Here is a 26,867-nt window from a genome sequence, read left to right on the forward strand (position 1 = left end):
GATCAATCGGGCGCGTCGGCCGCTTCCGCCATCTGGCGATGCGTGGTGTTGGGGGTTGCCACGGGGGCCGCCGCCGGCTGGAGGCCGAGTATACGCTTGCGCACTTTGCCGACCAAGCGCATGCCTCGCACGCGCTTGACCGCGCGCACCGCATAGAGTGCCCCGAAAATTGGCCACCAACGGTCGCCGGCCGGTTCCATGAACTCGAAGCGCTGCAGCCAGTGCTCGCCGCGCAGGGGCGGGCGGTAGCAGCCGAAGCGGCCGCGATCGATGTCGAAAGAGAGCAGCTTGAGCCAGTCCTTCAGACGCGTGAAGGCGATGAGATCGGCGCCAGGCGGCAGGAACGGCGTGCCGGCGAGTCGTCCCAGCTCTTCGCGCGCACCCCACAGGCTCAGATTATTGAAGCCGGTGATGATGACCTGTCCCTCGGGCACGAGTATGCGTTCGACCTCGCGCAGGATGTCGTGCGGATTCTCGGCAAACTCGAGCACGTGCGGCAGGACCACGAGATCGGTGCTCGCCGTGGCGATAGGCAACTCGTCGAAGCGGCTCACGAGGATGTCGCGTGGGATCATGTCGGCCGCGCCCGCGTGGCACGACGGCGTGCCACTGGTTGTATCGCTGGCGGCCTTGGTCACGAGCGGCGAGGCGTCGGGGCCGCGCGCAGCCGTCAGGACGAGACCGCGATAAGGCATGCGGTTCTCGCGCAGGGTATCCAGTTCGGGGCGGCCAAGTTGCAGCGCGTGATAGCCGAACAGATCCCCGACCCATTGGTCGAAAAGGGCCTGTTCCCATGCGAGCGCGTAGCGGCCTGGTGGTGAGACGAGCCAGAGGGGCCAGTCTATAATCGGACGTTCTGACATGGTGGCGAGTATATATGGATGCGCACGCAGATGCGGTAAGTGAGGCGTCGGCCGGAACAATGACCGTCTTTCCCGTCCCCGCGTTCCAGGACAATTATCTCTGGGTCGTTGATAACGGCAAAGATGCCGTGGTGGTCGACCCGGGCGACGCCGCGCCGGTGCTCGCCTATCTCGAATCGCGTAATCTCACGCTGCGCGCCATTCTCATCACGCACAAACATGCCGATCACATCGGCGGTGTCGATGCGCTGCTCGAGCATTTCAACGTTCCCGTGCACGGCCCGGCCGGCGAAGCCATCGCCTGCGTCGATCATCCGCATGGCGGCGGCGAGACGGTTCACATCGCCGCCCCGGCCATGACGCTGGAAGTGATCGACGTGCCCGGCCACACCCAAGGGCATATCGCATATTTCCTCGGCGCCGGAGCCGCAGGCGCGCCGCATCTCTTCTGCGGCGACACACTGTTCTCGTGCGGCTGCGGACGCCTGTTCGAGGGCTCGCCTGCACAGATGCTCGCTTCGCTGGATGCGCTCGCCGCGCTGCCGCCCGCCACGCTCGTGCACTGCGCGCACGAATACACGCTGTCGAACATTCGCTTCGCGCTGGCGGTCGATCCGGATAACGCGGCGCTCAATGCGTGGCATCGGGAGGCAACGGCGCTTCGCGCGGCCGGCCGTCCCACATTGCCCACGACGCTCGCCCAGGAGCGCGTGACCAACCCCTTCCTGCGCAGCGACGCACCGGCCGTCATCGCGGCTGCGCAACGCCATGCAGGGCGTGCGTCGCTCTCTCGCGAGGCGGTATTCGCCACCGTGCGTAGCTGGAAAGACAGCTTCCGTTGATCGTGACTCTGCCACGCTGTCAACAGCGTGGCATGGCATGACATTGTCACAAAGCGGGCGTTGACATGTTCGCTCACACCTGCTCAGCCTTGCCGCATCCCCGCCCTGCGATGTTTCGGTCTCTTATCGATCCCATCGGGCCCGCCGTCCCGGCGTCTCGTTTCAGCCACATCGCGACCGTCCAAGATCGGGGATAACCCTCAAATTTGGGGTCTTTTTGCGTAAATTTTGCAAAAAAATTAGGCAGAATGGTTGACGCATCTGAAGGGTTTCCTTACCATTCTTGCCAATTTCATGAAGATGCAACCCAATTCGAGCCCGATCAATGCGACTTATCGTTAGCTTGCTACTGACGCTGCTTCTGGCGGCGTGTGCCGGCACAGCACCGACCAACGGTGCATTGAGTTCCACGCCGACTGCGCAAGGCCAATCGCCTCTCGCCACGACAGCCAAAGGCAAGCAACGCGTCTCAAGCGATCAGACCATTGACCTTGACAGCGACTCGATCAACGACCTGGCCTACGGCAGCGACGACGCCGACCTCTGGTCGCGCATTCGTCACGGTTTCGCGATCCCCGATCTGGACACCGACCTCGCGCAGGACCGCACGCAGTGGTACGCGCAGCGTCCCGAATACGTCGAGCGCATGATCGAGCGCTCGAGCAAATACCTGTTCCACATCGTTGAAGAACTCGAGCGCCGTCATATGCCGACGGAACTCGCGCTGCTGCCGTTCGTGGAAAGCGCGTATAACCCGCAGGCGCTCTCGACGGCGAAGGCGGCCGGCATGTGGCAGTTCATTCCCAGCACGGGCAAGACGTACAACCTCAAGCAGAACATGTTCCAGGACGAGCGCCGCGACGTGCTCGCCTCGACGACCGCAGCGCTCGACTACCTCTCGAAGCTCTATGCGATGTTCGGTGACTGGCAACTGGCGCTCGCGGCCTATAACTGGGGCGAAGGCAACGTGCAGCGTGCGATCGAGCGTAATCAGGCGCAAGGGTTGCCGACCGATTACCTGAGCCTGCGCATGCCGACCGAGACGCGTTACTACGTGCCGAAGCTGCAGGCGATCAAGAACATCATTGCGCACCCGGAAATCTACAGCGTGAAGCTGCCCGAGATTCCGAATCACCCGTACTTCGTCAGCGTGACCACCAAGCGCGACATCGACGTGGCATTGGCCGCGAAGCTGGCCGACCTGCCGCTCGACGAATTCCGCGCGCTCAATCCGTCGTTCCGCAAGCCGGTGATTCTTGGCGCGGCACAGCCGAAGATTCTCCTGCCGTTCGATAGCGCCGAAGTGTTTCAGCGTCGTCTGAAGGGTTATGACAAGCCGCTTTCGAGCTGGACGACCTACACGTCCGCATCGCGTGAGCGTCCGGAAGACGTCGCGCGCAAGCTGGGTGTCGACGCCGCGGTCATCCGTTCGGTCAATAACATTGCGCCGCGCATGCGCCTCAAGGCGGGCTCGACGTTGCTGGTGCCGCGCTCGGACGACATTGACCAGGACATCAGCGCGTCGGTAGCACGCAATGCCGTGCTTGCGCTGGAGCCGGATATTCCCGATACGCGCAAGGTGATGGTGCGCGCTCGCAAGCACGACACGCTTGCCCGCGTGGCCCAGCGCAGTGGCGTGAGCGTCGCACAGATCAAGAGCTGGAATCGTCTGCGTCGCGATACGCTCACGTCGGGCCAACTGCTGGTGCTTCACGTACCGGTCAAGGACGCCTTGCGCGTGGCGGCTGCGTCCGAGGCCCCGGCGGCCACGGGCGACGGCGAAGCGCCGCGTACGCGTCTGGTGCGCGGCAAGCATGGCAAGATGATCCGCGTGGTGGAGCGTCGGCCGGCCAAGGCTGCCGTCGCTGACAATAGGACCGCAACGGCCAAGGTGGCATCGAAGGGGCGGGCGAAGGCCCCTGCGAAGACAGTCGCCAAGATGGCTTCGAAGCCCACCGCCAAGAAGGCACCTGCGAAGGTGACCAAAACGGCACAACGCTGAGCGTAAGCTTTCTGTTAGCCGGGTGATCGCGCGTCCCCAAAGTCAGGTGAGGCAGGACGCCGGTGAGGAATTCAGTCACTGGTGTCCGTGAGATGTCCCCCTGGCTTCGCGATCCGACAGCACCCGTCGATAGACGCCATTGTGACGTTGCAACACACCGCGATCGACAAGATATCGCCGCAGTCGGGCGTAATCGGTGGTGAACAATTGGCAGATTCTGGATATCTCCAATTCCGTGTATTCGACTTCCGGAGCGAAAGCCGTCGCGATCTTTTCGATGACGAGATCCGTTTCCAGCTGTCGATCGCTCAAATCTTCAGCGCTACGATGCTGCCGATCGGCAATGTCCCCCCACGCCGTGTCGACATCCGAAAATCCACGCTCATTTCGCTGAATGAGGCCAATGCTCAGTAACTGGGTCACGATTTTGCCGACGACCTTTGCATCGGTGCCAACTCTCTCCGCGATATCGGCAAGGCGACCGACGCCGAGGACGATTGCCGCGTAAACGGCGCGTGTCTCACGTGACGTCATCGTGGCAACGATGGCGTTTTTGCGAAGACGTTGGTTCAGTGCCTGCTCCCCAATCGGCAAGTAGCTGCTGCGAATTGGAATTTCTCCGAGTTCGACAAGCTCGGACTGCAGTGACTGCCAACGGAGCACGCGTTCACTATGTTGACGCTTCCGAACAATACCCAAGCCACTTTGGCGATATTTGTGCGACTCCGGCAGCGTTATCAACTCGAACGAATTGTCCAGCCTGTGCAACAGGGCTTCCCAGATCGGCGTTCTGACTCTGCGAACGCGTGGCTCGCCATTCCTGCTGATGGTGGTCAGCATGGTTGGCTCATGCAGGCACAGAATGCCACCGGGCGCGATGTGTTCCCAGAGCGCCGCGACGAATCTGACGTCGTCGGCCGGCGTGCCTGCATCGATCCACGCGATGTCTATCGGTCCCCATGAAGCGATGGTGGCGGCGTCGAGTGCATAGAAGTCGCGGTTGACGAAGGTCACGAATCCTCTGTCGATATCATGATGCTTCAATGCATCCCATGCCGCTTCGGCCGAGGAGCCTTCGACCGAGAAGTTGTCGATGGTAATCAGCCTGGGTTGATAGACGTCGGGAATTCCGGTCGGATCCAGAAGTGCGCTGCGTTCTTGCCAAGTCGAGGCATCCAGCAAATCCCTATCGTGTTGCCATGCCTGCCGCGCCTGCTGGAGTGCCTTCGCGATGAAAATCGTGCTGTCGCCGGCACCTATCTCGACGACGGTTGCGGGGCGGGTCATGCAGATAAGTGCCGAGATTAGACTGGCGCTGCTCTCGGTACCCATTCCGGGTCTAATCATGTGCATAGGCACTCCCTCCAGAGAGTAATCGCAGCATGCCGGCTTCCACAAAGTTGGCGATGTTCAGCGGCACGGATTCCGGTATCGCTTTCCATTGCTCGTCCAGGGAGAAGATGCGTTGAGAAGCTTCGCTCAATCGAATGGTTCGGCCGTTAAGCTGGTTGATCGCTACGCGTCCGATCCCGGGTGCGTCGGCAAAGCGGCAGGTGGGTTCGATCATGTAGCGGACCGCAGGAGATGCCGGGAACGCCTCATCGAGCTCGATGAATCCATGTCGATACAGCGCGACCAATAGCGTGGCCGCCTCATGCACTACACCATTGACTTCCATGCCCGACAACGCACCCACGGTCGTCCCTCCCACGAGCGCCTGAACGTCCGCATGACGAAACCCTCCAAACGCCTGCGCGCTTTCCACCACAACAAGCGACGATCGAACTCCCCGAGTACCGACAAGCCGAGGCGTGTCGTGAGCGATGCGTACCGAACGAGACCATCTGACTAAGTGATGTGGCTGCAGGAATTCAGGGCAGGCGGCAAGCGGGTTGTGCAATTGCGGCGGTATTGACTTGCAAAGCGTGTAGCTACCGTTTTCGTCGCCGTGGCCGCCCTGGAGATACTCGGCAAGCTGCCAGGCGTATCCGCCCGTGCCCCGATAGAAGTTGGGTTGAATCGGATCGGTTCTCATGGTCGTTCAAGCCGATTTCAATATGACAATTGCCGTTGCCATGCCTACGGCAGCCCCGTCCTGTACTTCGGACGGGATTATTTCTTCGACCGTGAGGCCGCTGGCCTGCGCGATGGGGACGATTGACGACGGTGTCCACATCCGGTCTCGAAGATCGCAAACGACCCCTTCGATATTCCCATCATCACTCCGTCCCGATTGCGCAAACACGGATCGATGCATGATCCGCTTGTCGCTGTCGTATTTGTAGGCCCACCAGATGAGCGTGGCTTCCCCGTTACTCCGCCGAAATGGCACTACGGTGCATCGCTTGTCCATGAACGAAAGGCGCTCGGGTGTCCCGTCACCGAAGACGGCGAGCATCATCCTTGAACCGCCATCGCGCAGTTGCGCCTTCGCGCCACGCAACAGCACTTCGAGCTTGTCGTCGTCGAGAATGAAATTGACGGTCGCATCGCCAAAAAGCACGACATCGAAGCGTCGTTCCGTGATCGGCCTCGGCAAATCAAATATGTCGCCTTGGAGCGCGTGAATGTGGTTGTGACTGATGGCCGCGTTGAAGCGGTCGATGGCCACGGGAGAGATGTCGATGCCAAAGCTCTCCTTCAGCGAAAACTTCCTGGCGAGCTGAAGGAGCAGCCGACCATCGCCGCAGCCGAGATCGAGAACATTTTGCCCATCGCGGACAATAGATTCCGCGGCGGAAAAATCCCACGTCGCACGGACGGTCGTTAACTCATACTCGTCGAATAGCGGCTCGTCGAAGTAGTAATGGCTGGCTCTGAGATTTGCTATGCCCGATGTCACGATGCGATCCAAAGGGGCTTGCAACGTTACCGAGTTCGAATCGTTTGGCTTCGATCCGAAGCGTCCTATCCCATCCATCAACAAGCTCCTTTTGTGACCATGCCTGGTCAGTTTTTGACGTTTAATGCGAGGCCGCAAGCGCCGACGATCGCCGCAGCGACGCCAGCAGCCACGAGCGCCGTGCTCACGTGCGCCGTACTGATCATGCCGGCGCTCAGGAAGCCGAGAAATACCGAAGACTGTATGCAAAACAGGTAGGCGGGCATCAGGTTGACACGCCGCTGAGGATCGATCGCCTTCATCATGAAACTCGCTGTGAGCGTGTTCTGAATGCCGTTCGCCGATCCAATCAGAAACGTGGCGCACATGATGATCCATGCCGTGTCGCTCAAGGCGAGCCATAAAATCCCGAAACCGATGACACTGGCTGCAATAGAGGCGCCGGCGGCGTCGCCGAATCTTGCCAACATCCCGGAAAAAAGCACGGGACCGACGATCAGTCCGACACTCAACGCGCTGATCACGAGTCCGTAGATATCCGCGCTGAATTGCAGTTCGGTGCGAATTCGGAAAATCAACAACACATTTAGGGTGGATGTCAGCACGACCGTCATCAACAATGGGGAGACCGCACGGACCACACCGGCTGTACGAAACAGACCGGTCAGGTCTAGTCGTGCCTTCCGCTTGTCTTGTGTGGGCACCTGATCGGATTTTCTGCCGCAAGCATCCAGTACGTTGAACGACCTCGCGGTGACAGACGCGGCGACCAGCACCAACAGCGCCAGCAGCAACAGCCCCCGCGAGCGCTCGGCCGTGCCGTATAGCAGCCCGCCGAGCGCGGGACCGCCCACGTAACCCATATTTCGCACCGATTGCGCAATCCGGTTGATGCGATCGATGTGCCGTTCGTTGTTGGTAACGCCAGGAATGGCGACCATGATTGCCGCCCACTGAAGGGATCCCGTGGATCCGAGCGCCATTGATACGACGACGTAGCTCCAGAAGTGGTTGGCCAATGACGCGATCGCGATCAGAAGCGATTGAATGAGAAAAGCCGCAGGAATCGTCTTGCGAGGCCCGATTCGCCGGAGGACCATGGGGGCAATCGGACCAGCAAGCATGCCTCCGATGAGACCGGCGGCGAGCAATATCGATATCGAGAGCGTATCGTCGGCCATCCTCAGGGCGAAAGTCACTTGAGCGGCCTCATCGGCGAAGCTGCCGAACGACACGGAGATGCCAATGAAAACGAGCGCCCATCGGCCCATGATGCTCATCAAAGGGCTCCCCACCGCGCCAGCGATGCGGCGACGCTCAGGAGATCATCGTTGAGCATTCGGTCTTTCCCGCTCGATAGGTTGGAAATATTCACTTGCTGGCCGGCGCTCAGGCGACTCAGAAAGTCGTGCAATGCACGGCTGTATCTGAAGTTGCCGCAATGGCCGTTGGCCGCGACCAGGACTTCTCCGTCCCGAAATACCGGCATCCACTGCAGCGTGCTGATGGCGTTGAGGGCGATGATGTTGTTCAGTGTTTCGACGTCAACGATTGGACGACCGACGTTCAACCGGCTGCTGGTGTCCGAGATGAGTTGGGAAATCATCATTCGTCTTTTCAGAGCCTTGTCGTCAAGCAAGGCCCTCAAGGACGAAAGCAGAAGCTCGTCATCGGGGTTCAGACTCGCGATGCCGGACGAGCGCACGTCATGGCGGGTACGATTGGGTGTCTGGAGGCGGTCCTGCACGTAGTTCGCGTTTTGCTGAGCGTCGTTGCCGGTCTCCCAGAATGCGATGTTCACGTTTACCGACACGTCGGATTTTGTTTCGGCAACGTGCAGCCAGTCCTCGGGGAAATAAGTAACTCGATTCCTTTTGTTCTCAAGCGGAATGGCTTCAGACTTGAATGATTCATAGTCTGGAAATCGCACGCCAATGAGATCCGACCGGACTCCGGGCCAAGTGAACATCGTTTTTCCATCGCGCAAGGTGAACCCGAAATTGTGCGCATGATCCACATGAATTCCGATATGAGTGGATGAATATCGCCCGATAAAGCAATCAAGATCGACGCGGCCGCCAGGTCGATAGCCTATTGATAAGGCGAGTCGATCAGAAAACGCTTTTGCGATATCCCAGATAGTTGGGCTTGCCGCATGAAGCCCGTAGTACATGACCGCCCACTCGTCATCGCCGGCGAGACGCCCGACTCTAGACACATAATCCTCGAGCGTGTTATCCGTGGGAAGCGCAAGGAAATCAGGGCGCGGTTCTGGCGAGCGCTTTCCATTGAAAGCCGTTATGGCTTCGGAATTCGGGTTGCGGGAGCGAATGTCGCTCGCGCACGCAGCATATTCCTGGAGCGCACCCATCAAATCTTTTTCGTTGAATGGAATCTGCGATATGACCATTTCCGTCGCTTGCTTACCCCATAATTCATTCGCGAATTGCGGCGACAGGAAGGTGGCCATATTCGATGTTCCGTTCGGGGAGATTTGGGAAAATGAGCAAGAGGCGTCGGCCTCTTGCTCGCGGCGCGGAAACAGCAATGAATGAGCTTTGTTTCGACTTTCAGGTGGCCTCTGCGACGGCCGTGACTTCGTCATCGTTACGCTGCGCATACTTGACATTGGCCACGACAGGCGCCACCTCGAAATCATTGCGCTGTGCATATTTCACGTTGGCTACGATTGGATCAACCTCGTCAGCGGTCAATTCACGATTTCTTGGGATGTTTTTCAGAGGAATCGGCATTTTGATAATCCTTTTAAAGAAATATGAATTTGTGAAAAAATTATGCGCACATCCGGATTTTTTCATTGGAAATGATGGCTGCGTGCGGATTAAAGTTGCATTGGATGTAATGGAGGTGTCAAGCGTGGGTGACGTCGATTTGGCGCGATAGATCCTTTGTGGGTGCAGTGAGCGAATCTATTTTCTCGGCTTTGATTCATTAAAATCAATGATTTAGAAAGTATCTCTGGGATTTTTCCGATTAATGCAAAGGAGGATGCGGCGGGGCTCAAGTTTCGGACGTTTTCGTACCACAATGGCGCATCGGTTGAGCACGTGCCCAATCGTCGTTTCTGTTGGCAACTGTTGTAGTCTTGCCTACGCGACGTCGTGAGGTACCCGCCGCTGGCGGCGGGCGGTGCGGCAGTCCGTTCGTGGCGCTGCCAGTCGTCGAAGCTGGTGACGCAGTGCCGATGTCCTTGCTGCAGCTATGACTCCGGTCGCCGAGCCAGCCTGACTCAGCGTAATCCCCTAGCGTTTTCGGCCGCTGGACGGCCTGTCCGGTAAGCCTTCCGTAAGCGTCAACGCGCACACTGAGCGCGAGGCACGGCATCCGTGTCCGACGATTTCATTGCACTGAAACGCATTGCCTGTCGACGGCGACATGCCGCTCGACCTTGCCGGCCCGATCCGGCGCCGCGCCACCTCCGTTCCCCACCGGCACTCCCGGTCGGGCACTGGGCGCGCGAGCCAATTCTTATATGCAAGGAGACACCATGACTTCGTATGCGTCGTTTCACGCCCGTTCCATTGCGCCCGATTCGCGCGCGGCCTTCTGGGAGGAGCAGGCCCGTCTGATCGACTGGGAGACACCCTTCACCCAGGTGCTCGATTACGACAAGCCACCGTTTGCACGATGGTTCGTTGGTGGCCGAACGAATCTGTGCCACAACGCCGTCGACCGCCATTTGCCGTCGCGCGGCTCGCAAAATGCGCTGATCTGGGTGTCGACGGAGACCGAGCAGGAGCGTGTCTACACGTACGACGAACTGGCGGCAGAAGTGAATCGCATGGCGGCGTCGCTGCAATCGCTGGGCGTTGCGCGCGGCAAGCGGGTGCTGATCTACATGCCGATGGTGCCCGAAGCGCTGTTCGCGATGCTCGCCTGCACGCGGCTCGGTGCGATTCACTCGGTGGTGTTCGGTGGCTTCGCCTCAGTCAATCTGGCGGCACGCATCGACGACGCACAACCGACTGTCATCGTCTCGGCCGACGCCGGTTCGCGCAACGGCAAGGTCGTGCCCTACAAGCCGCTGCTCGATGAAGGCATCGCGCTCGCACAGCACAAGCCGTCGAATGTGCTGCTGATCGACCGGGGCCTCTCGCCGATGACACGTGTGCCCGGCCGCGACATCGACTACGCGCCATTGCGCGAGCAGTTTCTCGATGCCGCCGTGGCGTGCGAATGGCTCGAATCGAGTGAGCCGTCCTATGTGCTCTACACCTCCGGTACGACGGGCAAGCCGAAGGGCGTACAACGCGATACCGGCGGGTATGCGGTGGCGCTGGCGGCGTCGATGCAGCACATCTTCTGTGCGAAGCCGGGCGACACGATGTTCTGCGCGTCGGACATTGGCTGGGTGGTCGGGCACAGCTATATCGTGTACGCGCCGTTGCTCGCCGGCATTGCGACCGTGATGTACGAAGGCACGCCGATCCGACCCGATGGCGGAATCTGGTGGCGCATCGTCGAGAAATACAAGGTCACGCAGCTTTTCACCGCGCCCACGGCGATTCGCGTGCTCAAGAAGCAAGACCCGGCGTATCTGACCCAATACGACCTGTCGTCGCTACGGCTGATCTTCCTCGCGGGCGAGCCGCTCGACGAACCCACGGCGCGGTGGCTCACCGACGGCGTGGGCAAACCGGTCGTCGACAACTACTGGCAGACGGAGACCGGCTGGCCGATTCTGGGCATGGTGCGCGGCGTGGAGGCCTTGCCGGGCAAGCTCGGGTCACCGGGCAAACCGGTGTATGGCTACGACGTGAAGCTCGTCAACGAGGTGACCGGCGAGGACTGCGGGCCGAACGAGAAGGGCGTGCTGGCCATCGAAGGGCCACTGCCGCCGGGCTGCATGAGCACCGTCTGGGGTGACGACGCGCGCTTCGTCAAGACCTATTGGCAGACGGTGCCAGGCCGCACGCTGTATTCGAGCTTCGACTGGGGCGTGCGCGATGAAGACGGCTATTACTTCATCCTCGGTCGCACCGACGACGTGATCAATGTGGCGGGGCACCGGCTTGGCTCGCGCGAGATCGAAGAGAGCATTTCGAGTCACCCGGCCGTGGCGGAAGTCGCGGTCATCGGTGCACAGGATGCCTTGAAGGGGCAGGTGGCCATCGCGTTCGCAGTGCTGCGTCAGCCCGCGTTGGCGGCCACGCCCGAGGCGCGTCTGGCGTTGGAGGGCGACGTCATGAAGACGGTGGACAAGCAACTGGGGGCAGTGGCGCGTCCGGCACGCGTGTTCTTCGTCGCGATGCTGCCCAAGACGCGCTCGGGCAAGCTGCTGCGTCGCGCCATCCAGGCCATCTGCGAAGGCCGCGAAACCGGCGACCTGATCACGCTGGAAGATCCGGCCGCGCTCGATCAGGTACGCGATGCGGTGAAGGGCGCGTAGTTCGCAGCGTCATGAGCACGGCGCAGGCGCGTGCTCATGACAGGTCATCGCCCGTCGATATCCCGTCTCCCAATTCGACCTCGTCACCTGAATGGCTTGTCGAGAATTTCGGGCGCGCGGATGGCGTCGATCAGCAGGCCGAGAAACGCTTCGACGGGGGCGGGCAGGGTGCGTCCGGCCATTGTCTGCACTTGCAGTGAGCGTTGGTGCAGCGCCGGATTTCGGATGGGGATGGCGACGAGCCCTTCCGGATCGAGCCGGCTGCGCACCGTGAGCAGGCCGGTCAGTGTGACGGCGTTGCCGGAGCGCACGAAGCTGTGCAGCGAGGCGTGATAGTTGCTCACGAACACCGGTTCGAACAGCAGGCCTTCGAGAATGCAGCACAGGTCGAACATCTGGCGGATGGTCACGCCGGCATTCGATAGCGCCATCGGGTAGGGCAGCAAGTCGGCAAGCGCGATGTCGCGTCGTTTGGCGAGCGGGTGCTGCTTGGCCATCAAGGCATAGATCGGCGCCGGTTGTGTGTGAACGACCTGCACCCCTTTTTCCGGGGCGACGCTGAAACACACGGCGATATCCGCTTCGCCGTCGCGTACGCGCTCCGTGGCGACGAACGGCGAGACAACATCGAGCAGAAAGTGCGCGCCAGGGTAGGTTTCGCGAAAGCGTGCGAAGACCTGTGGCAGGAAATCCCGCGCGACACCCTCCGCACTGGCGACGCGAATCGTCGCGCGCCCCACTTCCGACAGCCCCCGGATTTCCGACGTGACGCGTTCCGCATCGAGCAGCATGCGACGCGCATGATCGGCAAGCAACTCGCCCGCCTCACTCAACACCATGCCGCGCGGACGACGCTCGAACAACGGTGTGCCGAGATCTTCCTCGAGCTTCGCGATTTGTCGGCTCAAGGCGGAGACCGCCACGTGCAGGCGCTCGGAGGCGCGACTGAGCGAGCCGGTACGAGCGACTTCGAGAAAGTAGCGAAGTGCGTGTGTTTGCATGGGCGGATGAGCGGATGGCGCCGTCTGTTGCGAGAGGATTGGCTGCGATTTCAGCTTTGCCGAAACGGCAACGAAACCTTCGAAATATTATCATTGTTGTCAAAAATACCCGCTCCTAGAATGGCCTGAACGGTTGCGTTGCAGCGTGCTACCGACACGCGTGGCCGTGTGTGCGAGCCAGGCAGCCGTGCCCTCAAAAGCCATCTGGAGACAAGCAGTGACACGTAGCGCAGCAATTTCCCAAGCCACCGCCCAATACGATTCGGGCGCGTTCCTCGATACGCTCAACCGCCGCGTCGCCTACAAGACCGAGAGTCAGGAGGCGGATAGCGGCGATGTCCTTCACTCGTACCTTGCGGATGAGATGACGCCTGCGCTCGCGGCGCTCGGCTTTACATCGCGCATCGTGCCCAACCCGGTGCCGGGCGGCGGCCCGTTCCTGATTGCGCAACGTCACGAGAGCGACGATGCGCCCACGGTCCTCACCTACGGTCACGGCGACGTGGTGCGAGGCTACGACGCGCAATGGCGCGACGGCCTGAAGCCCTGGGAGATCGTGGTGGAAGGGGATCGTTGGTACGGACGCGGCACCGCCGACAACAAGGGGCAGCACACGATCAACCTGTCGGCGCTGGCGGAGGTGCTGGCGTTGCGTGGCGGCAAGCTCGGCTACAACGTGAAGATGATCGTGGAGATGGGCGAGGAGATGGGCTCGCCGGGCCTGCATGCGATTTGCGAGCAACTGCGTGACGAACTGCGGGCCGATGTGCTGATCGCCTCTGACGGGCCGCGACTGGCGGCGCAACGTCCGACGGTGTTTCTCGGCTCGCGCGGCTTGGTCAACTTCAAGCTCAGTCTGAATTTGCGCGACGGCGGGCATCACTCGGGAAACTGGGGCGGACTGTTGCGCAATCCCGGGGTGGTGCTGGCGAACGCGATTGCATCGATTGTCGATGGCAACGGCAAGATTCTCGTCGATGGCTTGCGTCCGCCCGAGGTGCCGGCGTCGGTGCGTCGCGCGCTGGCTGGGTTGGAAGTGGGCGGCGGACCGAACGATCCCGAGGTCGACGTTGATTATGGCGAGCCGGGATTGACGCCGACGGAGCGCGTGATTGGTTGGAACAACATCGAAGTGCTGGCGTTCAAGACCGGCAATCCGGAAAAGCCGGTCAACGCGATTCCGCCGTACGCCTATGCGCACATGCAGATTCGCTTCGTCGTCGGCACTGACTGGGAGCGGCTGGGCGAGATCGTGCGCGCGCATCTCGACGCGCATGGTTTCCCGATGGTCGAGGTGGAGGTCGAGCGCGGCGTGATGGCGACGCGTCTCGATCCGGAAGATCCGTGGGTGCTGTGGGCGTTGACGTCGATGCGCGAGACGACGGGCAAGCCGCCGGTGCTGCTGCCGAATCTGGGGGGCACGTTGCCGAACGATGTGTTCGCGGACGTTCTGGGGCTGCCGACGCTGTGGGTGCCGCACTCGTACCCGGCCTGTTCGCAGCACGCGCCGGACGAGCATCTGCTGGGGTCGGTGGCGCGCGAGGCGTTGCAGATCATGGCGGGTCTGTTCTGGGATCTGGGGGAAGTCGATCTGAAAGAGGGGAAGCCGCGATGAACAGCTCAGTGACCGCCGCTGGGGCGGATCAAACGAACGGCGCGCCGCGTGTCGGCAACGAGGGGGTGCGTGCCGACGTGCCCGTGTACAAGTTGATTGTCGCGACGTCGATCGGCAATGCGCTCGAGTGGTATGACCTGATCGTCTATGGCTACTTTGCCGTGACGATCTCCAAGTTGTTTTTTCCCGCGCACGATGCGACGGTGTCGCTGCTCATGGCGCTGGGGACGTTCGCGTTGTCATATCTTGCACGTCCGCTGGGGGCGTTTGTGCTGGGCGCGTATGCGGACCGCTGTGGGCGTCGTGCGTCGTTGATGTTGTCGATTGCGATGATGACCTTGGGCACCGGGCTGATCGCGTTCATGCCGACGTATGCGGCGATTGGGGTTTGGGCGCCGATCGGCATTTTCTTGTCGCGCGTGTTGCAGGGATTTTCGGCGGGCGGCGAGTTTGGTAGCTCGACGGCATTTCTCGTTGAGCATGTACCGAACCGGCCGGGCTTCATGTCGAGCTGGCAGTTTGCGAGCCAGGGGGCGAGTACGTTGCTGGCGTCGGCGTTCGGGGCGGTGCTGACCGGGGCGCTGACACAGCCGCAATTGGAATCGTGGGGATGGCGGATTCCGTTCCTGTTCGGGATGCTGGTCGGGCCGATCGGGCTTTACATCCGGAAGTACGTGGACGAGACGCCGGCGTTTGAGCATGACGTGGCGCGCAAGCGTCAGGCGCAGGTGGAGGGCGACGACGCGGGTCAATCGCCGGTACGAGAGGTGTTGGCAACGCAGAAGTCGCGTCTGCTGGTGTCGATTGGGGCGCTGGTGCTGACAACGACGGCCAACTACATGATCCTGTACATGCCGACTTACGCGACGAAACAGTTGGGTTTGCCGCCGGCGCAGGGCTACATTGCGACGCTGGTGACGGGCTTCGTCATCATGACGCTGACGCCGTTCGTGGGGCATTGGTCGGACAAGGTGGGGCGTATTCGCATCATGCTGGCGGCGGGGGCACTGTTCTTCTGTACGGTGTATCCGGCGTTTGCGTACATGAATGCGCATGCGTCGCTGCTGACGATGATGGTCGTGATGCTGTGGGTGGGCACGTTGAAGGCGGTGTACTTCGCACCGATTCCGGCGCTGATTTCGTCGTTGTTCCCGACACGAACACGGGCGACGGGCATGGCGGTGGGTTACAACCTCGGTACGACGATCTTTGGCGGCTTTACCCCGCTGGCGGTAGCGTGGCTGATTGCGTCGACGGGCAACAAGCTGGCGCCGGGGCTGTATTTGATGGTGGGGGCGGTGGTAAGTCTGATGACGCTAGTGATCGCCAAAACGCGGATGGGCGTGCGCTGAGGCGAGACGATTGGCTGTGGAATGAAGAGGCGCCCGGCGGCGTCGCGTGTGAGGGTTGCATGCGAGGCTGGCGTGGCGCCTTTTTTGTTTGTCAGTGGTTCCCCTGCCGGAATATATGCGTTTTGCGAAACATCCGGAATTCCGGTGAGCAGTCAATCGAGCGGTGCGCCGTGTTCATTTGAAGCATCTGCCCTGCAGTGTCGTTTTGCAACGTGACGTGCTATTCAAATTGGGGGGGGCGTCGATGAACATGCAGCAGCCGGGGGGGGGCTTACACCCTGGCGTCAGACCAGAGGTTGGAAGGAACCGTGAGTGACACGACGGCGAGAATTCTGGCAGACGAGCATTGCCAAATATTTCGGTTTTGGACCCATGGACGAAGTTTCGGAATCGTCCGATGACCGCCTCAGACGATTCACCTTCTAAGGGCTTTCCCGACCCGTTGAACATCAGGGTCTGACCACCTTGCCGGCCGTAATTTTTTTCGCTAGTATTTTAGGTATAAACTATTTACGATTTAACAAAGATCGGCAAACGCGACGCGATCTATGAATCCGGAGGCTGGAGATGAATATCGTCTGTATCGGTGGCGGTCCCGCGGGCCTGTATTTCGGGTTGTTGATGAAGCTGCGCGACCCGTCGCATCGTGTGGTGGTGGTCGAGCGAAATCGGCCCTACGATACGTTCGGCTGGGGCGTTGTGTTCTCCGATGCCACCATGGACAACCTTCAGGAGGTCGATCCCGAGAGCGCCGCGCAGATCAACGCCGCCTTCAACCGGTGGGATGACATCGACATCCACTTCGAAGGCCGCACGATCACCTCGGGCGGTCACGGCTTCATCGGCATTGGCCGCAAGAAGCTGCTCAACATCCTTCAGGCGCGCTGCGAAGCGCTCGGCGTCGAACTGGTCTTCGAGACCGATGTCGACGACGACGAAGCGATCGCCCGCCGCTATCAGGCCGATCTGGTGATCGCCTCCGACGGACTGAACAGCCGCATCCGCACGCGTTACGCCGACACCTACCGCCCGGACATCGACACGCGTCAGAATCGTTTCGTCTGGCTCGGTACGCATCAACGCTTCGACGCTTTCACGTTCGCCTTCGAGAAGACCGAGCATGGCTGGTTTCAGGCGCACGCCTATCAGTTCGATGCCGACACGTCGACGTTCATCGTCGAGACGCCCGAGGAAGTCTGGCAGGCTCACGGCATCGATCAGATGAGCCAGGAAGAGGGCGTGAAGTTCTGCGAAAACCTCTTCGCGAAGTACCTCGGCGGCCATGAACTCATGAGCAACGCCAAGCACCTGCGCGGCTCGGCCATCTGGATCCGCTTCCCGCGCGTGATCTGCGAACACTGGGTGCACTGGCGCGATGTCGACGGCAAGCGCGTGCCCATCGTCCTCATGGGCGACGCCGCCCACACCGCGCACTTCTCGATCGGCTCGGGCACCAAGCTCGCGCTGGAAGACGCCATCGCGCTTGCGGACGGTCTGCGCACCCAGGGCATCGATGCCCTGCCGCGCGTGCTGGCCGACTACGAAGCGGCGCGCGGCGTCGAAGTGCTCAAGATTCAGAACGCCGCCCGCAATTCGACGGAGTGGTTCGAAACCGTCGAGCGCTACGCTCGCTTCGCGCCGGAGCAATTCGCCTACTCGCTGCTCACGCGCTCGCAACGGATCTCTCACGAGAACCTGCGCGTGCGCGACCCCGCCTATGTCGAAGGCTTCGAAGACTGGCTCGCCACGCGTTCCGGCGTGACGCGCGCCGACGGCCAGCAGGCGATTCCGCCGATGTTCACCCCGTACCGGGCGCGCGAACTCACGCTCAAGAACCGTATCGTGATGTCGCCGATGGCCATGTACTCGTCGGTCGACGGTGTGCCGGGCGACTTCCACCTCGTACACCTGGGCAGCCGCGCGCTGGGCGGTGCGGGCATGATCGTCGCGGAGATGACCTGCGTGTCGCCCGACGCACGCATCACGCCGGGGTGCCCCGGCCTGTGGAACGATACGCAACGCGACGCGTGGAAGCGCATCGTCGACTTCGTGCACGCAGGCAGCGACGCCAAGATCGCCATGCAGATCGGCCACGCCGGTCGCAAAGGTTCGACGCGCCTGGCCTGGGATGGTATCGACCAACCGCTCGACGACGGCAACTGGCCGCTGATCTCGGCCTCGCCGCTACCTTACATCGAGGGCGTGTCGCAGACGCCGCGCGAGATGACCCGCGCCGACATGGACCGCGTCAAGGACGACTTCGTGCACGCCGCCCGCCGCGCTGCCGAGGCGGGGTTCGACTGGCTCGAATTGCACTGCGCTCACGGCTATCTGCTCTCGAGCTTCATTTCTCCGCTCACGAACCAGCGTCAGGACGCGTACGGCGGCTCGCTGGAGAACCGACTGCGTTATCCGTTGGAAGTCTTCCATGCGGTGCGCGACGTGTGGCCGGCGGCCAAGCCGATGTCGGTGCGGATTTCGGCGCACGACTGGGTCGAAGGCGGCATCACGCCGGACGACGCCGTGACGATCGCGCGCGCCTTCAAGGACGCTGGTGCGGATCTGATCGACTGCTCGTCGGGCCAGGTCAGCAAGGACGAGAAGCCGGTCTACGGCCGCATGTTCCAGACGCCGTTTGCCGACCGTGTGCGCAACGAGGCCGGCATTCCGACGATGGCGGTGGGCGCGATTTTCGAGGCGGATCACGTGAACAGCATCATCGCGTCGGGCCGTGCCGATCTGTGTGCGCTGGCGCGACCGCACCTCGCCGATCCGTTCTGGACGCTGCACGAAGCCGCGAAGATCGGCTACAAGGATCTGCCATGGCCGTCGCAGTACTATGCGGGCAAGCGGCAGTACGAGACCAATCTGGAGCGTGCGGCTGCCTACGCTCAACAGATCGGTAAATAAGGACAGTTCATGACGTCAACGACAATCTCGGCCGGCGCGTCGCCAGCATCGCTGGCGGGCGTGCATGCGTTGGTGACGGGCGGCGCGCGCGGCATTGGCGAAGCCGTGGCGCGGTCGCTGCTTGCGCAGGGCGCACGAGTGACGCTGCTCGGGCGCAACCAGGCCACGCTCGCGAGCGGTGCACACGCCTTGGCCGCGCATGGCGAGGTGGCTTGGGTCAGCGCGGATATTTCGGACGCCGCCGCCGTCGCCGCGGCCTTTGCACGCGCGGCCGGCCGCTTCGGCCCGGTGCAGGTGCTGGTGAACAACGCGGGGCAAGCACTCAGCGCGCCATTCGGCAAGACGGACAGTGCGCTCTGGCAACAAATGATCGACGTCAACCTGACGGGGACGTTCCACTGTATTTCCGCCGCGCTGCCCTCGATGCTGTCGGCCGGGTGGGGCCGCATCGTGAACGTGGCGAGTACCGCCGGGCTGATCGGTTATCCGTATGTCACGGCGTATTGCGCGGCCAAGCACGGCGTGGTCGGGCTTACGCGCGCACTGGCGCTCGAAGTGGCGAAGAAAGGGGTGACGGTGAATGCCGTTTGCCCGGGGTATACGGAAACGGATATCGTGCGCGACGCGGTGGCCAATATCGTCGCGAAGACCGGTCGCGGTGAAGACGATGCGCGCGCCGAGCTGGCCCGCCGCAATCCGCAGGGCCGTCTCGTGCAACCGCAAGAGGTGGCGGACGCCGTGCTGTGGCTCTGCCAGCCGGGCGCCGGTGCCGTGACAGGACAATCGATCGCGGTGGCGGGCGGTGAAGTGACCGTCGGCTAAGCGGCCATGCACACACTATTTGAGGAGATCGGCCAATGAGTGACGTGAAACTGACGATGGCGCATCACAAGCGCACGTTCGCGAACTATGAAGCCAAGCACTTTCTGTGGTCGGTGTCGAACGACGCGCAAGGGCGCGCGAGCGTGGGCACGATCACGCTGAACCGTCCCGACAAGAAGAATCCGTTGACGTTCGACTCGTATGCGGAGTTGCGTGATCTGTTTCGAGGTCTGGTCTATGCCACGGACATCAAGACGGTCGTTGTGACCGGCGCGGGCGGCAATTATTGCTCGGGCGGCGACGTTCACGAAATCATCGGCCCGCTCACGCAGATGAGCATGCCTGAGCTGCTCGACTTTACGCGCATGACGGGCGATCTGGTCAAGGCGATGCGCGCCTGTCCGCAGCCGATCGTCAGCGCCATCGACGGGATTTGTGCCGGGGCCGGGGCGATGATGGCGCTCGCCTCCGACATGCGTCTGGGCACGCCGCAGGCGAAGACGGCGTTCCTGTTCGTGCGCGTGGGGCTGGCCGGCGCCGACATGGGCGCGTGCACGCTGCTGCCGCGCATGATCGGACAGGGCCGCGCGTCGGAGTTGCTGTACACCGGTCGCGTGATGACGGCCGAGGAAGGCCTGCAATGGGGCTTTTTCAATGCCCTGCATGACAGCGGCACCGTGCTCTCGGCCGCGCAGACGCTGGCCGACCAGATCGCCTGCGGCCCGACGTTCGCGCACGGCGTGACCAAGAAGCTGCTGCATCAGGAGTGGAACATGGGCGTGGACGAGGCCATCGAGGCCGAAGCCGAAGCGCAGGCCATCTGTATGCAGACGAAGGATTTCCGCCGCGCTTACGACGCTTTCGTCGCCAAGCAGAAACCGGTGTTCAAGGGCGACTGACGCGAGCGAGACGATGAGCGATATCACTCCCCAAAACGCGCGCAATGGCGACTTTCTGGCATGGCCGTTTTTCGACGAGGCGCATCGCCGGTTGGGCGCGGAACTCGACGCCTGGTGCACGCGCGAACTGAAGGTCGATCACCACGCGGATACCGATGCGACATGCGTGTCGCTGGTGCGCCAACTGGGTCGCGCAGGCTGGCTGAAGTATTGCGTGAGCGCGCGTCATGGCGGCGCGTTGGAACAACTGGATTCGCGGGCGTTGTGCGTGCTGCGCGAGACGCTCGCGCGTCACGACGGACTGGCTGACTTCGCCTTTGCGATGCAGGGATTGGGTAGCGGCGCGATCACGCTGGCGGGCAGCGAGGCGCTCAAGCAGCGCTATCTGCCGCGCGTGGCCTCGGGCGAGGCGATTGCGGCGTTTGCGCTCTCGGAGCCGAACGCCGGGTCGGATGTGGCCGCGATGGCGTGTTCGGCCACGCGCGATGGCGACGACTACGTGCTGAACGGCGAGAAGACGTGGATTTCGAATGGCGGCATCGCGGACTTCTATTGTGTTTTCGTGCGTACGGGCGAGGCGCCCGGCGCCCGCGGTATCAGCGCGTTCGTGGTGGATGCCGACACGCCGGGGCTGACGATTGCCGAGCGAATCGATGTGAGCGCACCGCATCCGCTGGCGCGTCTGAAGTTCGAGAACTGTCGTGTGCCGGCTTCGCAGCGTTTGGGCGAGGCGGGGCAGGGCTTCAAGGTGGCGATGATGACGCTGGATATTTTCCGCGCGTCGGTGGCGGCGGCGGCGCTGGGCTTTGCCCGTCGCGCGCTCGACGAAGGGCTGGCGCGCGCGAAGTCGCGCGAGATGTTCGGGCAGACGCTCGCCGATTTCCAGATCACGCAGGCGGCTTTGGGCGAGATGGCGACGTCGGTGGACGCCGCGGCGTTGCTGACGTATCGCGCGGCCTGGCAGCGTGACGTGCAGGGGCAGCGCACGACACGCGAGGCGGCGATGGCGAAGATGTTCGCGACGGAGTCGGCGCAGCAGGTGATCGACCGCGCGTTGCAGATGTTCGGCGGCGCGGGCGTGGTGTCGGGCGCGATCGTGGAGCGTCTGTACCGTGAGATTCGCTCGCTGCGGATCTACGAAGGGGCAACGGAAGTACAAAAACTGATCATCGCGCGCGAACTGCTCAAGGACGGCTGAGCGCGGTCTGTGGCGGCGCGCAGGCGCCAAGCTTGATTACCGGGGGCAAGGAGAAGCACATGGAACGATCTGGACATCTCGACACTTTCGCGCGCGACAATCTGCCGCCCGCGGATCAGTGGCCCGAGTTTCTGCTGGACAATCCGGACGTGGCGTACCCGGCGCGTATCAATTGCGCCGCCGAATTACTGGATCGCGCGATCGCGCAAGGTCGCGGCGAGGCGCCTGCGATTTATTCGGTGGAGAACGGTCAGCCGACGGTCACGACGTATTTCGGTTTGCGTGAGAGAGTCGACCGCATCGCGCACGTGCTGCGCAACGACATGGCGCTGGTGCCGGGCAATCGCGTGCTGTTGCGCGGACCCAATAACCTGTTCATGGCGGCCGCGTGGCTGGCGGTGATCAAGGCGGGGCTGGTGGGCGTGCCGACGATGCCGTTGCTGCGCGCGAAGGAACTCAAGCAGATCGTCGACAAGGCGGAGGTCGGCGCGGCGCTGTGCGACGGACGTCTGAAGGATGAACTGGGGTTCAACCGCCGGGCGGACCATGAGTATTTCTGTCCCGCGTTGACGCAGGTGGTGTATTTCCACGACGTGGGTGAGGACTCACTGGAGGCCCGCATGGCCCGCCAGCCGGCAAGCTTCGAAGCTTGCGATACGGCGGTGGACGATGTCTGCCTGATCGCTTTCACGAGCGGCACGACGGGGCAGCCGAAGGGCACGATGCATTTCCATCGCGATGTGTTGGCAATGTGCGATCTGTTTCCGCGTCATGTGCTCAAGCCGGGGCCGGACGACATTTTCTGCGGCACACCCCCGTTAGCGTTCACTTTCGGTACGGGCGGCCTGTTGACGTTCCCGTTGCGCGTCGGAGCGGCGACGGTGTTGTTGGAGAAGCTCACGCCGGACAGTCTGCTGCAGGCGATCGAGCAGTACCGCGCGACGATCTGTTTCACGGCGCCGACGTTCTATCGTCAGATGGCCGTGCTGGTGGGCAAGTACGATCTGTCGAGTCTGAAGAAGACGGTGTCGGCGGGGGAGGCGTTGCCGGATGCGACGCGTCAACTCTGGAAGCAGGCGTCGGGTATCGAGATGATCGACGGCATTGGCGGCACGGAGATGATTCATATTTTCATCTCGGCGGCGAACGGCGACGTGGTGCCGGGCGCGATCGGCAAGCCGGTGCCCGGCTATATCGCGATGATCGTTGACGAGAACATGCAGCCGCTGCCGCCGGGCAAGGTAGGCAAGCTGGCGGTGAAGGGGCCGACGGGATGTCGATATCTCGCGGACTCGCGTCAGACGAATTATGTGAAGAACGGCTGGAATCTGCCGGGCGACACGTTCCGTTGCGACGAGGCCGGTAATTATTACTATCAGGCGCGCTCGGACGACATGATTGTGTCGGCGGGGTACAACATCGCGGGCCCGGAAGTGGAGTCGACTTTGCTGCAGCATCCGGCGGTGGCGGAGTGCGGGGTGGTGGGCGCGAGCGACGAGGCGCGCGGTCAGATTGTGAAGGCGTATGTGGTGCTCAAGGCGGGCGAGCCGCGCGACGACGCGATGGTGAAGGCGCTTCAGGAGTATGTGAAGGCTAACATCGCGCCGTACAAGTATCCGCGGGCGATTGAATTTGTCGATGCACTGCCGCGCACGGAGACGGGCAAGCTGCAGCGCTTCAAGCTGCGGCAGATGGCGCATTGAGGTGCATTGAGGCGAGGGCGGGGCGCTCCAGTTGGCGCCCACTCACGTTGACGCGGTGTGACGACGAGGCATGCGGGGGGAGAGGATATGTCGGAAGCTGAGGTGGCGGCGCACGCGTTTGTGAAGCCGTTGTTGGTGCGGTTCAAGCATTGCGATCCGGCCGGGATTGTGTTCTATCCGCGCTATTTCGAGATGATGAACGATCTGGTCGAGGACTGGTGCGCCGAAGGGCTGGGTCTGTCGTTCGGCGAGATGCATTTGCGTAATGCGATGGGCGTGCCGACGGCGAACATTGAGTGTCGCTTCAGTGCGCCGAGTTTTTTGGGTGAGACGCTCCAGCGTTCGCTGGAGGTCTCGCGTCTGGGTCGTTCGTCGATGACGTTGCGCATCCGGTTTTCCGGAGCGAACGACGAGACGCGTTTGCAAGCCACGCTGGTGTTGGTTTGGGTCGCGAAGGGCGAGGGCGGCAGGCCCGCCCCGATCGCGGTGCCCGACGCCCAGCGCGCGGCGATTGTGCGCTTTGCCGCACCTGATTCTGTTATTGAAGGAGTGTCCTGATGCTGCAAGTTCTGCAACCCCCCGAATGGGCGAAGCCGCGCGGCTATGCGAATGGCATGGCTTTCGAGATGACGGCGGGCAGCCGCATTGTGTTTGTCGGCGGTCAGATCGGCTGGAATGGGCAGCAACGTTTCGAGACGGACGATTTCGCGCTGCAGGTGCGTCAGACGCTTGAGAATATTGTGGCGATTCTGGCGGAGGGTAATGCGAAGCCGGAACATATTGTTCGCATGACGTGGTATGTGAAGAATAAGCGCGAGTATGTGGAGTGTTATCGCGCGATTGGGGAGCATTATCGCGCAGTGATCGGTCGTCATTTCCCGGCGATGACGGCGGTGGAAGTGGCCGATCTGGTGGAGGACGAAGCGAAGGTGGAGATCGAGGTGACCGCGGTAGTGCCGGCGGCGTAGGCGTTGGGAATGTTGGGTCGGTGACGGGGGAAGCTGGATGGCGGGCATGGTCTGACGACGCCGGTTTTTCCTCGCGAAATGCGGCTTATGGCGAATCCGGTTGGGTTGGGGTTTGTCCGTAAGCCGTTTTGCTTTTCAGGACATATAGTCGTTATAGGCACACGTTGCGTGAGCGATCGGTGGCGATCCCGCCGGGAGGTACGCAATCATGAATGAAAACGCGTCGCTATCGCGCGGCAGGGGTTGGCTGTGGCTGTTGTTGCTGCCTTTCGCTGGCGTTCTGTGGGTGCCGTTCTACAACCGGCTCGAGCCGTCTCTCTTCGGTTTCCCGTTTTTCTATTGGTATCAGTTTGCGTGGGTGTTGGTGACCGCGCTGCTTACGGCGTGGGTGCACCGACGCACGGCGCCGGCTGACGCTGCGACGGGAGGTCGATCATGAACTGGACGGCCACGGTGGTTTTTGTCGCGCTGTTTGTGTTTGTCACGATCGTGGGGTTCGTGGCGGCGCACTGGCGACGCGGGGATCTCGCGCAACTCGACGAGTGGGGGCTGGCAGGGCGACGCTTCGGCACGATTGTCAGTTGGTTTTTGCTCGGCGGCGATTTGTATACGGCTTATACGTTTATCGCTGTGCCAGCGTTGGTGTTTGGCGCCGGCGCGCTGGGGTTCTTCGCGTTGCCGTACACGATTCTGGTTTTTCCGTTTGCGTTTGTGGTCTTTCCGAAGCTTTGGCAGGTGTCGCGAAAGCATGGCTATGTGACGGCTGCGGATTTTGTGAGCGCTCGCTACGGCAGCGGTTGGCTAGGGCTGGCGATCGCGGTCACGGGGATCGTGGCAACGATGCCGTACATTGCCCTGCAATTGGTCGGGATCGAGGTGGTGATCGGCGCGCTGGGCTTTCACGCGACTGGCTGGCTCGGCGATTTGCCTCTGATTATCGCGTTCGTGATTCTCGCGGCTTACACGTACACCAGTGGATTGCGCGCACCGGCATTGATCGCGATTGTGAAGGACACGCTGATTTATCTGACGATTATCGCGGCGTTGATCGTGATTCCGATTCGCCTGGGCGGAATGTCGCATGTGTTCGCGGCAGTCCCCGCAGGGAATCTGCTGCTGAAACCGCCATCAGGCGGTTCGCTCGCAGGCTACAGTGCTTATGCAACGCTGGCATTGGGCTCGGCGTTCGCTCTGTTCTTGTACCCGCACTCGATTACGGCGCTGCTCAGCGCAAAGAGCGGTAATACGATTCGACGCAATATGGCGCTGTTGCCCGCCTATACGCTGCTGCTCGGGTTGATCGCCTTGCTCGGGTACATGGCGTTGGCCTCCGGGGTGAAGTCGATGCCTCAGTTCGCACCGTATTTCGCGCAATATGGGACGAATTTCGCCGTGCCGGCGCTGTTCCTCTATGCCTTCCCTTCGTGGTTTGTCGGCGTGGCATTCGCCGCTATCGCCATCGGTGCTTTGGTCCCCGCCGCCATTATGTCGATCGCCGCCGCGAATCTCTATACACGTAATGTGCATAAGGAATTCCTGAATAAATCGGTGTCCGCTGCGCAGGAGACGCTGATCGCAAAACGTGTCTCGCTGGTGGTGAAGCTCGGCGCGCTGTTCTTCGTGCTGTTCTTGCCGCTTCAATACGCGATTCAGCTTCAATTGCTCGGCGGCATCTGGATCATTCAGACGCTTCCCGCAATCGTGCTCGGGCTTTATACGCGTTGGCTCGATCATCGCGGCCTCCTGGTCGGTTGGTTCGCCGGTATCGCCGTCGGTACGTGGATGGCCGCCTCTACAGGCTTCAAGTCGTCTGTCTTCGCTCTGCACATCGGCTCGCTCACGATGCCCGGCTATGCCGCACTCTATTCGCTCTTCATCAATCTGCTCGTCGCCGTTCTGGTGACGGCGCTCGTCAAGGTGCTCGGCATGCCACCACGCTCTGATTCCACCCAGCCAGAGGATTATTCGGACGCAGTCCATTCTTGATGAGGTGTTTTGCTGGCGGATCTGGGCCTCAACACCACTCCCCTAGACGGACCGGGGCCCCTTTCCGCCTCTCAAACATAAACCCAACTCGCTGCAGAAAGGGGCCCCGGTCCATCCCCCTCCACGCCCCCAGTCCCCCCACCGACACCGCCCGCTTCCCACGCCTCCCCCCACACCGCCCCTGTCCCGTCGACACCGCCCGTCTCCATCGCCATCGCGACGCCGCACCCGCCCCGCGCGTGCTCCGCATCTGCCGCAGGACGGCCGCGTCGTCGCCCACGCCTCTCCAGTCCCTCTTCTCCTCCTACCTCCTTCTTGCGCCTCCTCTCGCTCTCCTCCCTCGCTTTTTCGTCCCCCCATATGCAAAACGCCGGGCTCTACCCGGCGTCTTCGCTGTCCCGCACTTGTCTTTCGCTACCGCTTTGCTTATGCGGCCTTTCTCGCTGAGCGCACC

22 protein-coding genes are annotated in these 26,867 nt (G+C 61.8%); 14 read left to right on the forward strand and 8 right to left on the reverse strand.

Annotated elements, in window-relative coordinates; translation table 11 throughout:
• Positions 1-2: 2 nt before the first annotated feature.
• A complete protein-coding gene (locus A985_RS0102300) occupies positions 3-863 on the reverse strand; it encodes a methyltransferase domain-containing protein (RefSeq protein ID WP_017231813.1) in 861 nt (286 codons plus the stop codon).
• Between the two features lie 59 nt (positions 864-922).
• On the opposite strand from A985_RS0102300, the gene gloB reads away from it, so the two are divergent.
• A complete protein-coding gene (gene gloB, locus A985_RS0102305) occupies positions 923-1,705 on the forward strand; it encodes a hydroxyacylglutathione hydrolase (RefSeq protein WP_026131570.1) in 783 nt (260 codons plus the stop codon).
• 325 nt (positions 1,706-2,030) lie between these two features.
• Positions 2,031-3,707, forward strand: a complete 1,677-nt coding sequence (locus A985_RS0102310; RefSeq protein ID WP_017231815.1) for a transglycosylase SLT domain-containing protein — start codon at positions 2,031-2,033, stop codon at positions 3,705-3,707.
• A 75-nt stretch (positions 3,708-3,782) separates the two neighbouring features.
• Here the strand turns inward: A985_RS0102310 and A985_RS23900 are convergent, their stop codons facing one another.
• From A985_RS23900 to A985_RS0102340, 6 genes are all read right to left on the reverse strand, one after another.
• Positions 3,783-5,039 (reverse strand): DUF2087 domain-containing protein, encoded by a 1,257-nt coding sequence (locus A985_RS23900; RefSeq protein ID WP_083902164.1) that lies wholly within the window; start codon positions 5,037-5,039, stop codon positions 3,783-3,785.
• 7 nt (positions 5,040-5,046) lie between these two features.
• Positions 5,047-5,742 carry a hypothetical protein gene (locus A985_RS28845; RefSeq protein WP_232424491.1) on the reverse strand — a complete coding sequence of 232 codons (696 nt, stop codon included), beginning with the start codon at positions 5,740-5,742 and terminating at the stop codon, positions 5,047-5,049.
• A gap of 6 nt (positions 5,743-5,748) precedes the next feature.
• Positions 5,749-6,627, reverse strand: a complete 879-nt coding sequence (locus A985_RS0102325) for a bifunctional 2-polyprenyl-6-hydroxyphenol methylase/3-demethylubiquinol 3-O-methyltransferase UbiG (RefSeq protein ID WP_017231818.1) — start codon at positions 6,625-6,627, stop codon at positions 5,749-5,751.
• A 29-nt stretch (positions 6,628-6,656) separates the two neighbouring features.
• Positions 6,657-7,829 (reverse strand): MFS transporter, encoded by a 1,173-nt coding sequence (locus A985_RS0102330; RefSeq protein ID WP_017231819.1) that lies wholly within the window; start codon positions 7,827-7,829, stop codon positions 6,657-6,659.
• Entirely contained in the window at positions 7,829-9,019 is a 1,191-nt protein-coding gene (locus tag A985_RS0102335) for a hypothetical protein (RefSeq protein WP_017231820.1), read from the reverse strand. Before A985_RS0102335 ends, A985_RS0102330 begins: the two co-directional genes overlap by 1 nt.
• Positions 9,020-9,119: 100 nt before the next feature.
• Positions 9,120-9,302, reverse strand: a complete 183-nt coding sequence (locus tag A985_RS0102340) for a hypothetical protein (protein WP_017231821.1) — start codon at positions 9,300-9,302, stop codon at positions 9,120-9,122.
• A 755-nt stretch (positions 9,303-10,057) separates the two neighbouring features.
• Here A985_RS0102340 and A985_RS0102345 point away from each other — a divergent pair.
• Positions 10,058-11,959, forward strand: coding sequence for a propionate--CoA ligase (locus A985_RS0102345; RefSeq protein ID WP_017231822.1), 1,902 nt, complete (start codon positions 10,058-10,060; stop codon positions 11,957-11,959).
• Between the two features lie 83 nt (positions 11,960-12,042).
• Here the strand turns inward: A985_RS0102345 and A985_RS0102350 are convergent, their stop codons facing one another.
• Positions 12,043-12,960 carry a LysR family transcriptional regulator gene (locus A985_RS0102350; protein ID WP_017231823.1) on the reverse strand — a complete coding sequence of 306 codons (918 nt, stop codon included), beginning with the start codon at positions 12,958-12,960 and terminating at the stop codon, positions 12,043-12,045.
• A 217-nt stretch (positions 12,961-13,177) separates the two neighbouring features.
• On the opposite strand from A985_RS0102350, the gene A985_RS0102355 reads away from it, so the two are divergent.
• The 11 genes from A985_RS0102355 (at position 13,178) to mctP (ending at position 26,413) form a co-directional block, all read left to right on the forward strand.
• Positions 13,178-14,575: a M20 family metallopeptidase gene (locus A985_RS0102355; protein WP_017231824.1), complete on the forward strand. Its 1,398-nt coding sequence runs from the start codon at positions 13,178-13,180 to the stop codon at positions 14,573-14,575.
• On the forward strand, positions 14,572-15,927 hold the full coding sequence (locus A985_RS0102360; protein ID WP_017231825.1) for an MFS transporter: 1,356 nt from the start codon (positions 14,572-14,574) through the stop codon (positions 15,925-15,927). Before A985_RS0102355 ends, A985_RS0102360 begins: the two co-directional genes overlap by 4 nt.
• 567 nt (positions 15,928-16,494) lie before the next feature.
• On the forward strand, positions 16,495-18,837 hold the full coding sequence (locus A985_RS0102365) for a bifunctional salicylyl-CoA 5-hydroxylase/oxidoreductase (RefSeq protein ID WP_017231826.1): 2,343 nt from the start codon (positions 16,495-16,497) through the stop codon (positions 18,835-18,837).
• 9 nt (positions 18,838-18,846) lie between these two features.
• Complete coding sequence (locus A985_RS0102370) at positions 18,847-19,659, forward strand: SDR family NAD(P)-dependent oxidoreductase (protein ID WP_017231827.1); 813 nt, start codon at positions 18,847-18,849, stop codon at positions 19,657-19,659.
• Positions 19,660-19,694: 35 nt separating this feature from the next.
• Positions 19,695-20,558 (forward strand): enoyl-CoA hydratase family protein, encoded by an 864-nt coding sequence (locus A985_RS0102375; protein WP_017231828.1) that lies wholly within the window; start codon positions 19,695-19,697, stop codon positions 20,556-20,558.
• A gap of 13 nt (positions 20,559-20,571) precedes the next feature.
• The gene (locus A985_RS0102380) at positions 20,572-21,756 is read left to right on the forward strand and encodes an acyl-CoA dehydrogenase family protein (protein ID WP_017231829.1); all 1,185 of its coding nucleotides are present in this window, start codon (positions 20,572-20,574) and stop codon (positions 21,754-21,756) included.
• A gap of 59 nt (positions 21,757-21,815) precedes the next feature.
• Positions 21,816-23,459 (forward strand): AMP-binding protein, encoded by a 1,644-nt coding sequence (locus tag A985_RS0102385; protein WP_017231830.1) that lies wholly within the window; start codon positions 21,816-21,818, stop codon positions 23,457-23,459.
• A gap of 87 nt (positions 23,460-23,546) precedes the next feature.
• Positions 23,547-24,017, forward strand: coding sequence for a thioesterase family protein (locus A985_RS0102390; RefSeq protein WP_017231831.1), 471 nt, complete (start codon positions 23,547-23,549; stop codon positions 24,015-24,017).
• A 2-nt stretch (positions 24,018-24,019) separates the two neighbouring features.
• On the forward strand, positions 24,020-24,427 hold the full coding sequence (locus A985_RS0102395) for a RidA family protein (protein WP_026131573.1): 408 nt from the start codon (positions 24,020-24,022) through the stop codon (positions 24,425-24,427).
• 208 nt (positions 24,428-24,635) lie between these two features.
• Positions 24,636-24,866 carry a DUF3311 domain-containing protein gene (locus tag A985_RS0102400; protein WP_017231833.1) on the forward strand — a complete coding sequence of 77 codons (231 nt, stop codon included), beginning with the start codon at positions 24,636-24,638 and terminating at the stop codon, positions 24,864-24,866.
• Positions 24,863-26,413, forward strand: a complete 1,551-nt coding sequence (gene mctP, locus A985_RS0102405; RefSeq protein WP_017231834.1) for a monocarboxylate uptake permease MctP — start codon at positions 24,863-24,865, stop codon at positions 26,411-26,413. The genes A985_RS0102400 and mctP overlap by 4 nt, the downstream gene beginning before the upstream one ends.
• Positions 26,414-26,867: the final 454 nt, after the last annotated feature.

This window comes from Pandoraea sp. B-6 (assembly GCF_000282835.1).
Classification (GTDB): Bacteria; Pseudomonadota; Gammaproteobacteria; order Burkholderiales; family Burkholderiaceae; genus Pandoraea; species Pandoraea cepalis.

Coding starts and splice junctions, on each gene's coding strand:
- A985_RS0102375 (WP_017231828.1), top strand. CDS start 19,695: ATGAGTGACGTGAAACTGACGATGGCGCATCACAAGCGCACGTTCGCG.
- A985_RS0102340 (WP_017231821.1), bottom strand. CDS start 9,302: ATGCCGATTCCTCTGAAAAACATCCCAAGAAATCGTGAATTGACCGCT.
- A985_RS0102360 (WP_017231825.1), top strand. CDS start 14,572: ATGAACAGCTCAGTGACCGCCGCTGGGGCGGATCAAACGAACGGCGCG.
- A985_RS0102385 (WP_017231830.1), top strand. CDS start 21,816: ATGGAACGATCTGGACATCTCGACACTTTCGCGCGCGACAATCTGCCG.
- A985_RS0102365 (WP_017231826.1), top strand. CDS start 16,495: ATGAATATCGTCTGTATCGGTGGCGGTCCCGCGGGCCTGTATTTCGGG.
- mctP (WP_017231834.1), top strand. CDS start 24,863: ATGAACTGGACGGCCACGGTGGTTTTTGTCGCGCTGTTTGTGTTTGTC.
- A985_RS0102325 (WP_017231818.1), bottom strand. CDS start 6,627: ATGGATGGGATAGGACGCTTCGGATCGAAGCCAAACGATTCGAACTCG.
- A985_RS0102380 (WP_017231829.1), top strand. CDS start 20,572: ATGAGCGATATCACTCCCCAAAACGCGCGCAATGGCGACTTTCTGGCA.
- gloB (WP_026131570.1), top strand. CDS start 923: ATGACCGTCTTTCCCGTCCCCGCGTTCCAGGACAATTATCTCTGGGTC.
- A985_RS0102300 (WP_017231813.1), bottom strand. CDS start 863: ATGTCAGAACGTCCGATTATAGACTGGCCCCTCTGGCTCGTCTCACCA.
- A985_RS0102400 (WP_017231833.1), top strand. CDS start 24,636: ATGAATGAAAACGCGTCGCTATCGCGCGGCAGGGGTTGGCTGTGGCTG.
- A985_RS0102335 (WP_017231820.1), bottom strand. CDS start 9,019: ATGGCCACCTTCCTGTCGCCGCAATTCGCGAATGAATTATGGGGTAAG.
- A985_RS0102370 (WP_017231827.1), top strand. CDS start 18,847: ATGACGTCAACGACAATCTCGGCCGGCGCGTCGCCAGCATCGCTGGCG.
- A985_RS0102310 (WP_017231815.1), top strand. CDS start 2,031: ATGCGACTTATCGTTAGCTTGCTACTGACGCTGCTTCTGGCGGCGTGT.
- A985_RS23900 (WP_083902164.1), bottom strand. CDS start 5,039: ATGGGTACCGAGAGCAGCGCCAGTCTAATCTCGGCACTTATCTGCATG.
- A985_RS0102350 (WP_017231823.1), bottom strand. CDS start 12,960: ATGCAAACACACGCACTTCGCTACTTTCTCGAAGTCGCTCGTACCGGC.
- A985_RS0102330 (WP_017231819.1), bottom strand. CDS start 7,829: ATGAGCATCATGGGCCGATGGGCGCTCGTTTTCATTGGCATCTCCGTG.
- A985_RS0102390 (WP_017231831.1), top strand. CDS start 23,547: ATGTCGGAAGCTGAGGTGGCGGCGCACGCGTTTGTGAAGCCGTTGTTG.
- A985_RS0102345 (WP_017231822.1), top strand. CDS start 10,058: ATGACTTCGTATGCGTCGTTTCACGCCCGTTCCATTGCGCCCGATTCG.
- A985_RS28845 (WP_232424491.1), bottom strand. CDS start 5,742: ATGAGAACCGATCCGATTCAACCCAACTTCTATCGGGGCACGGGCGGA.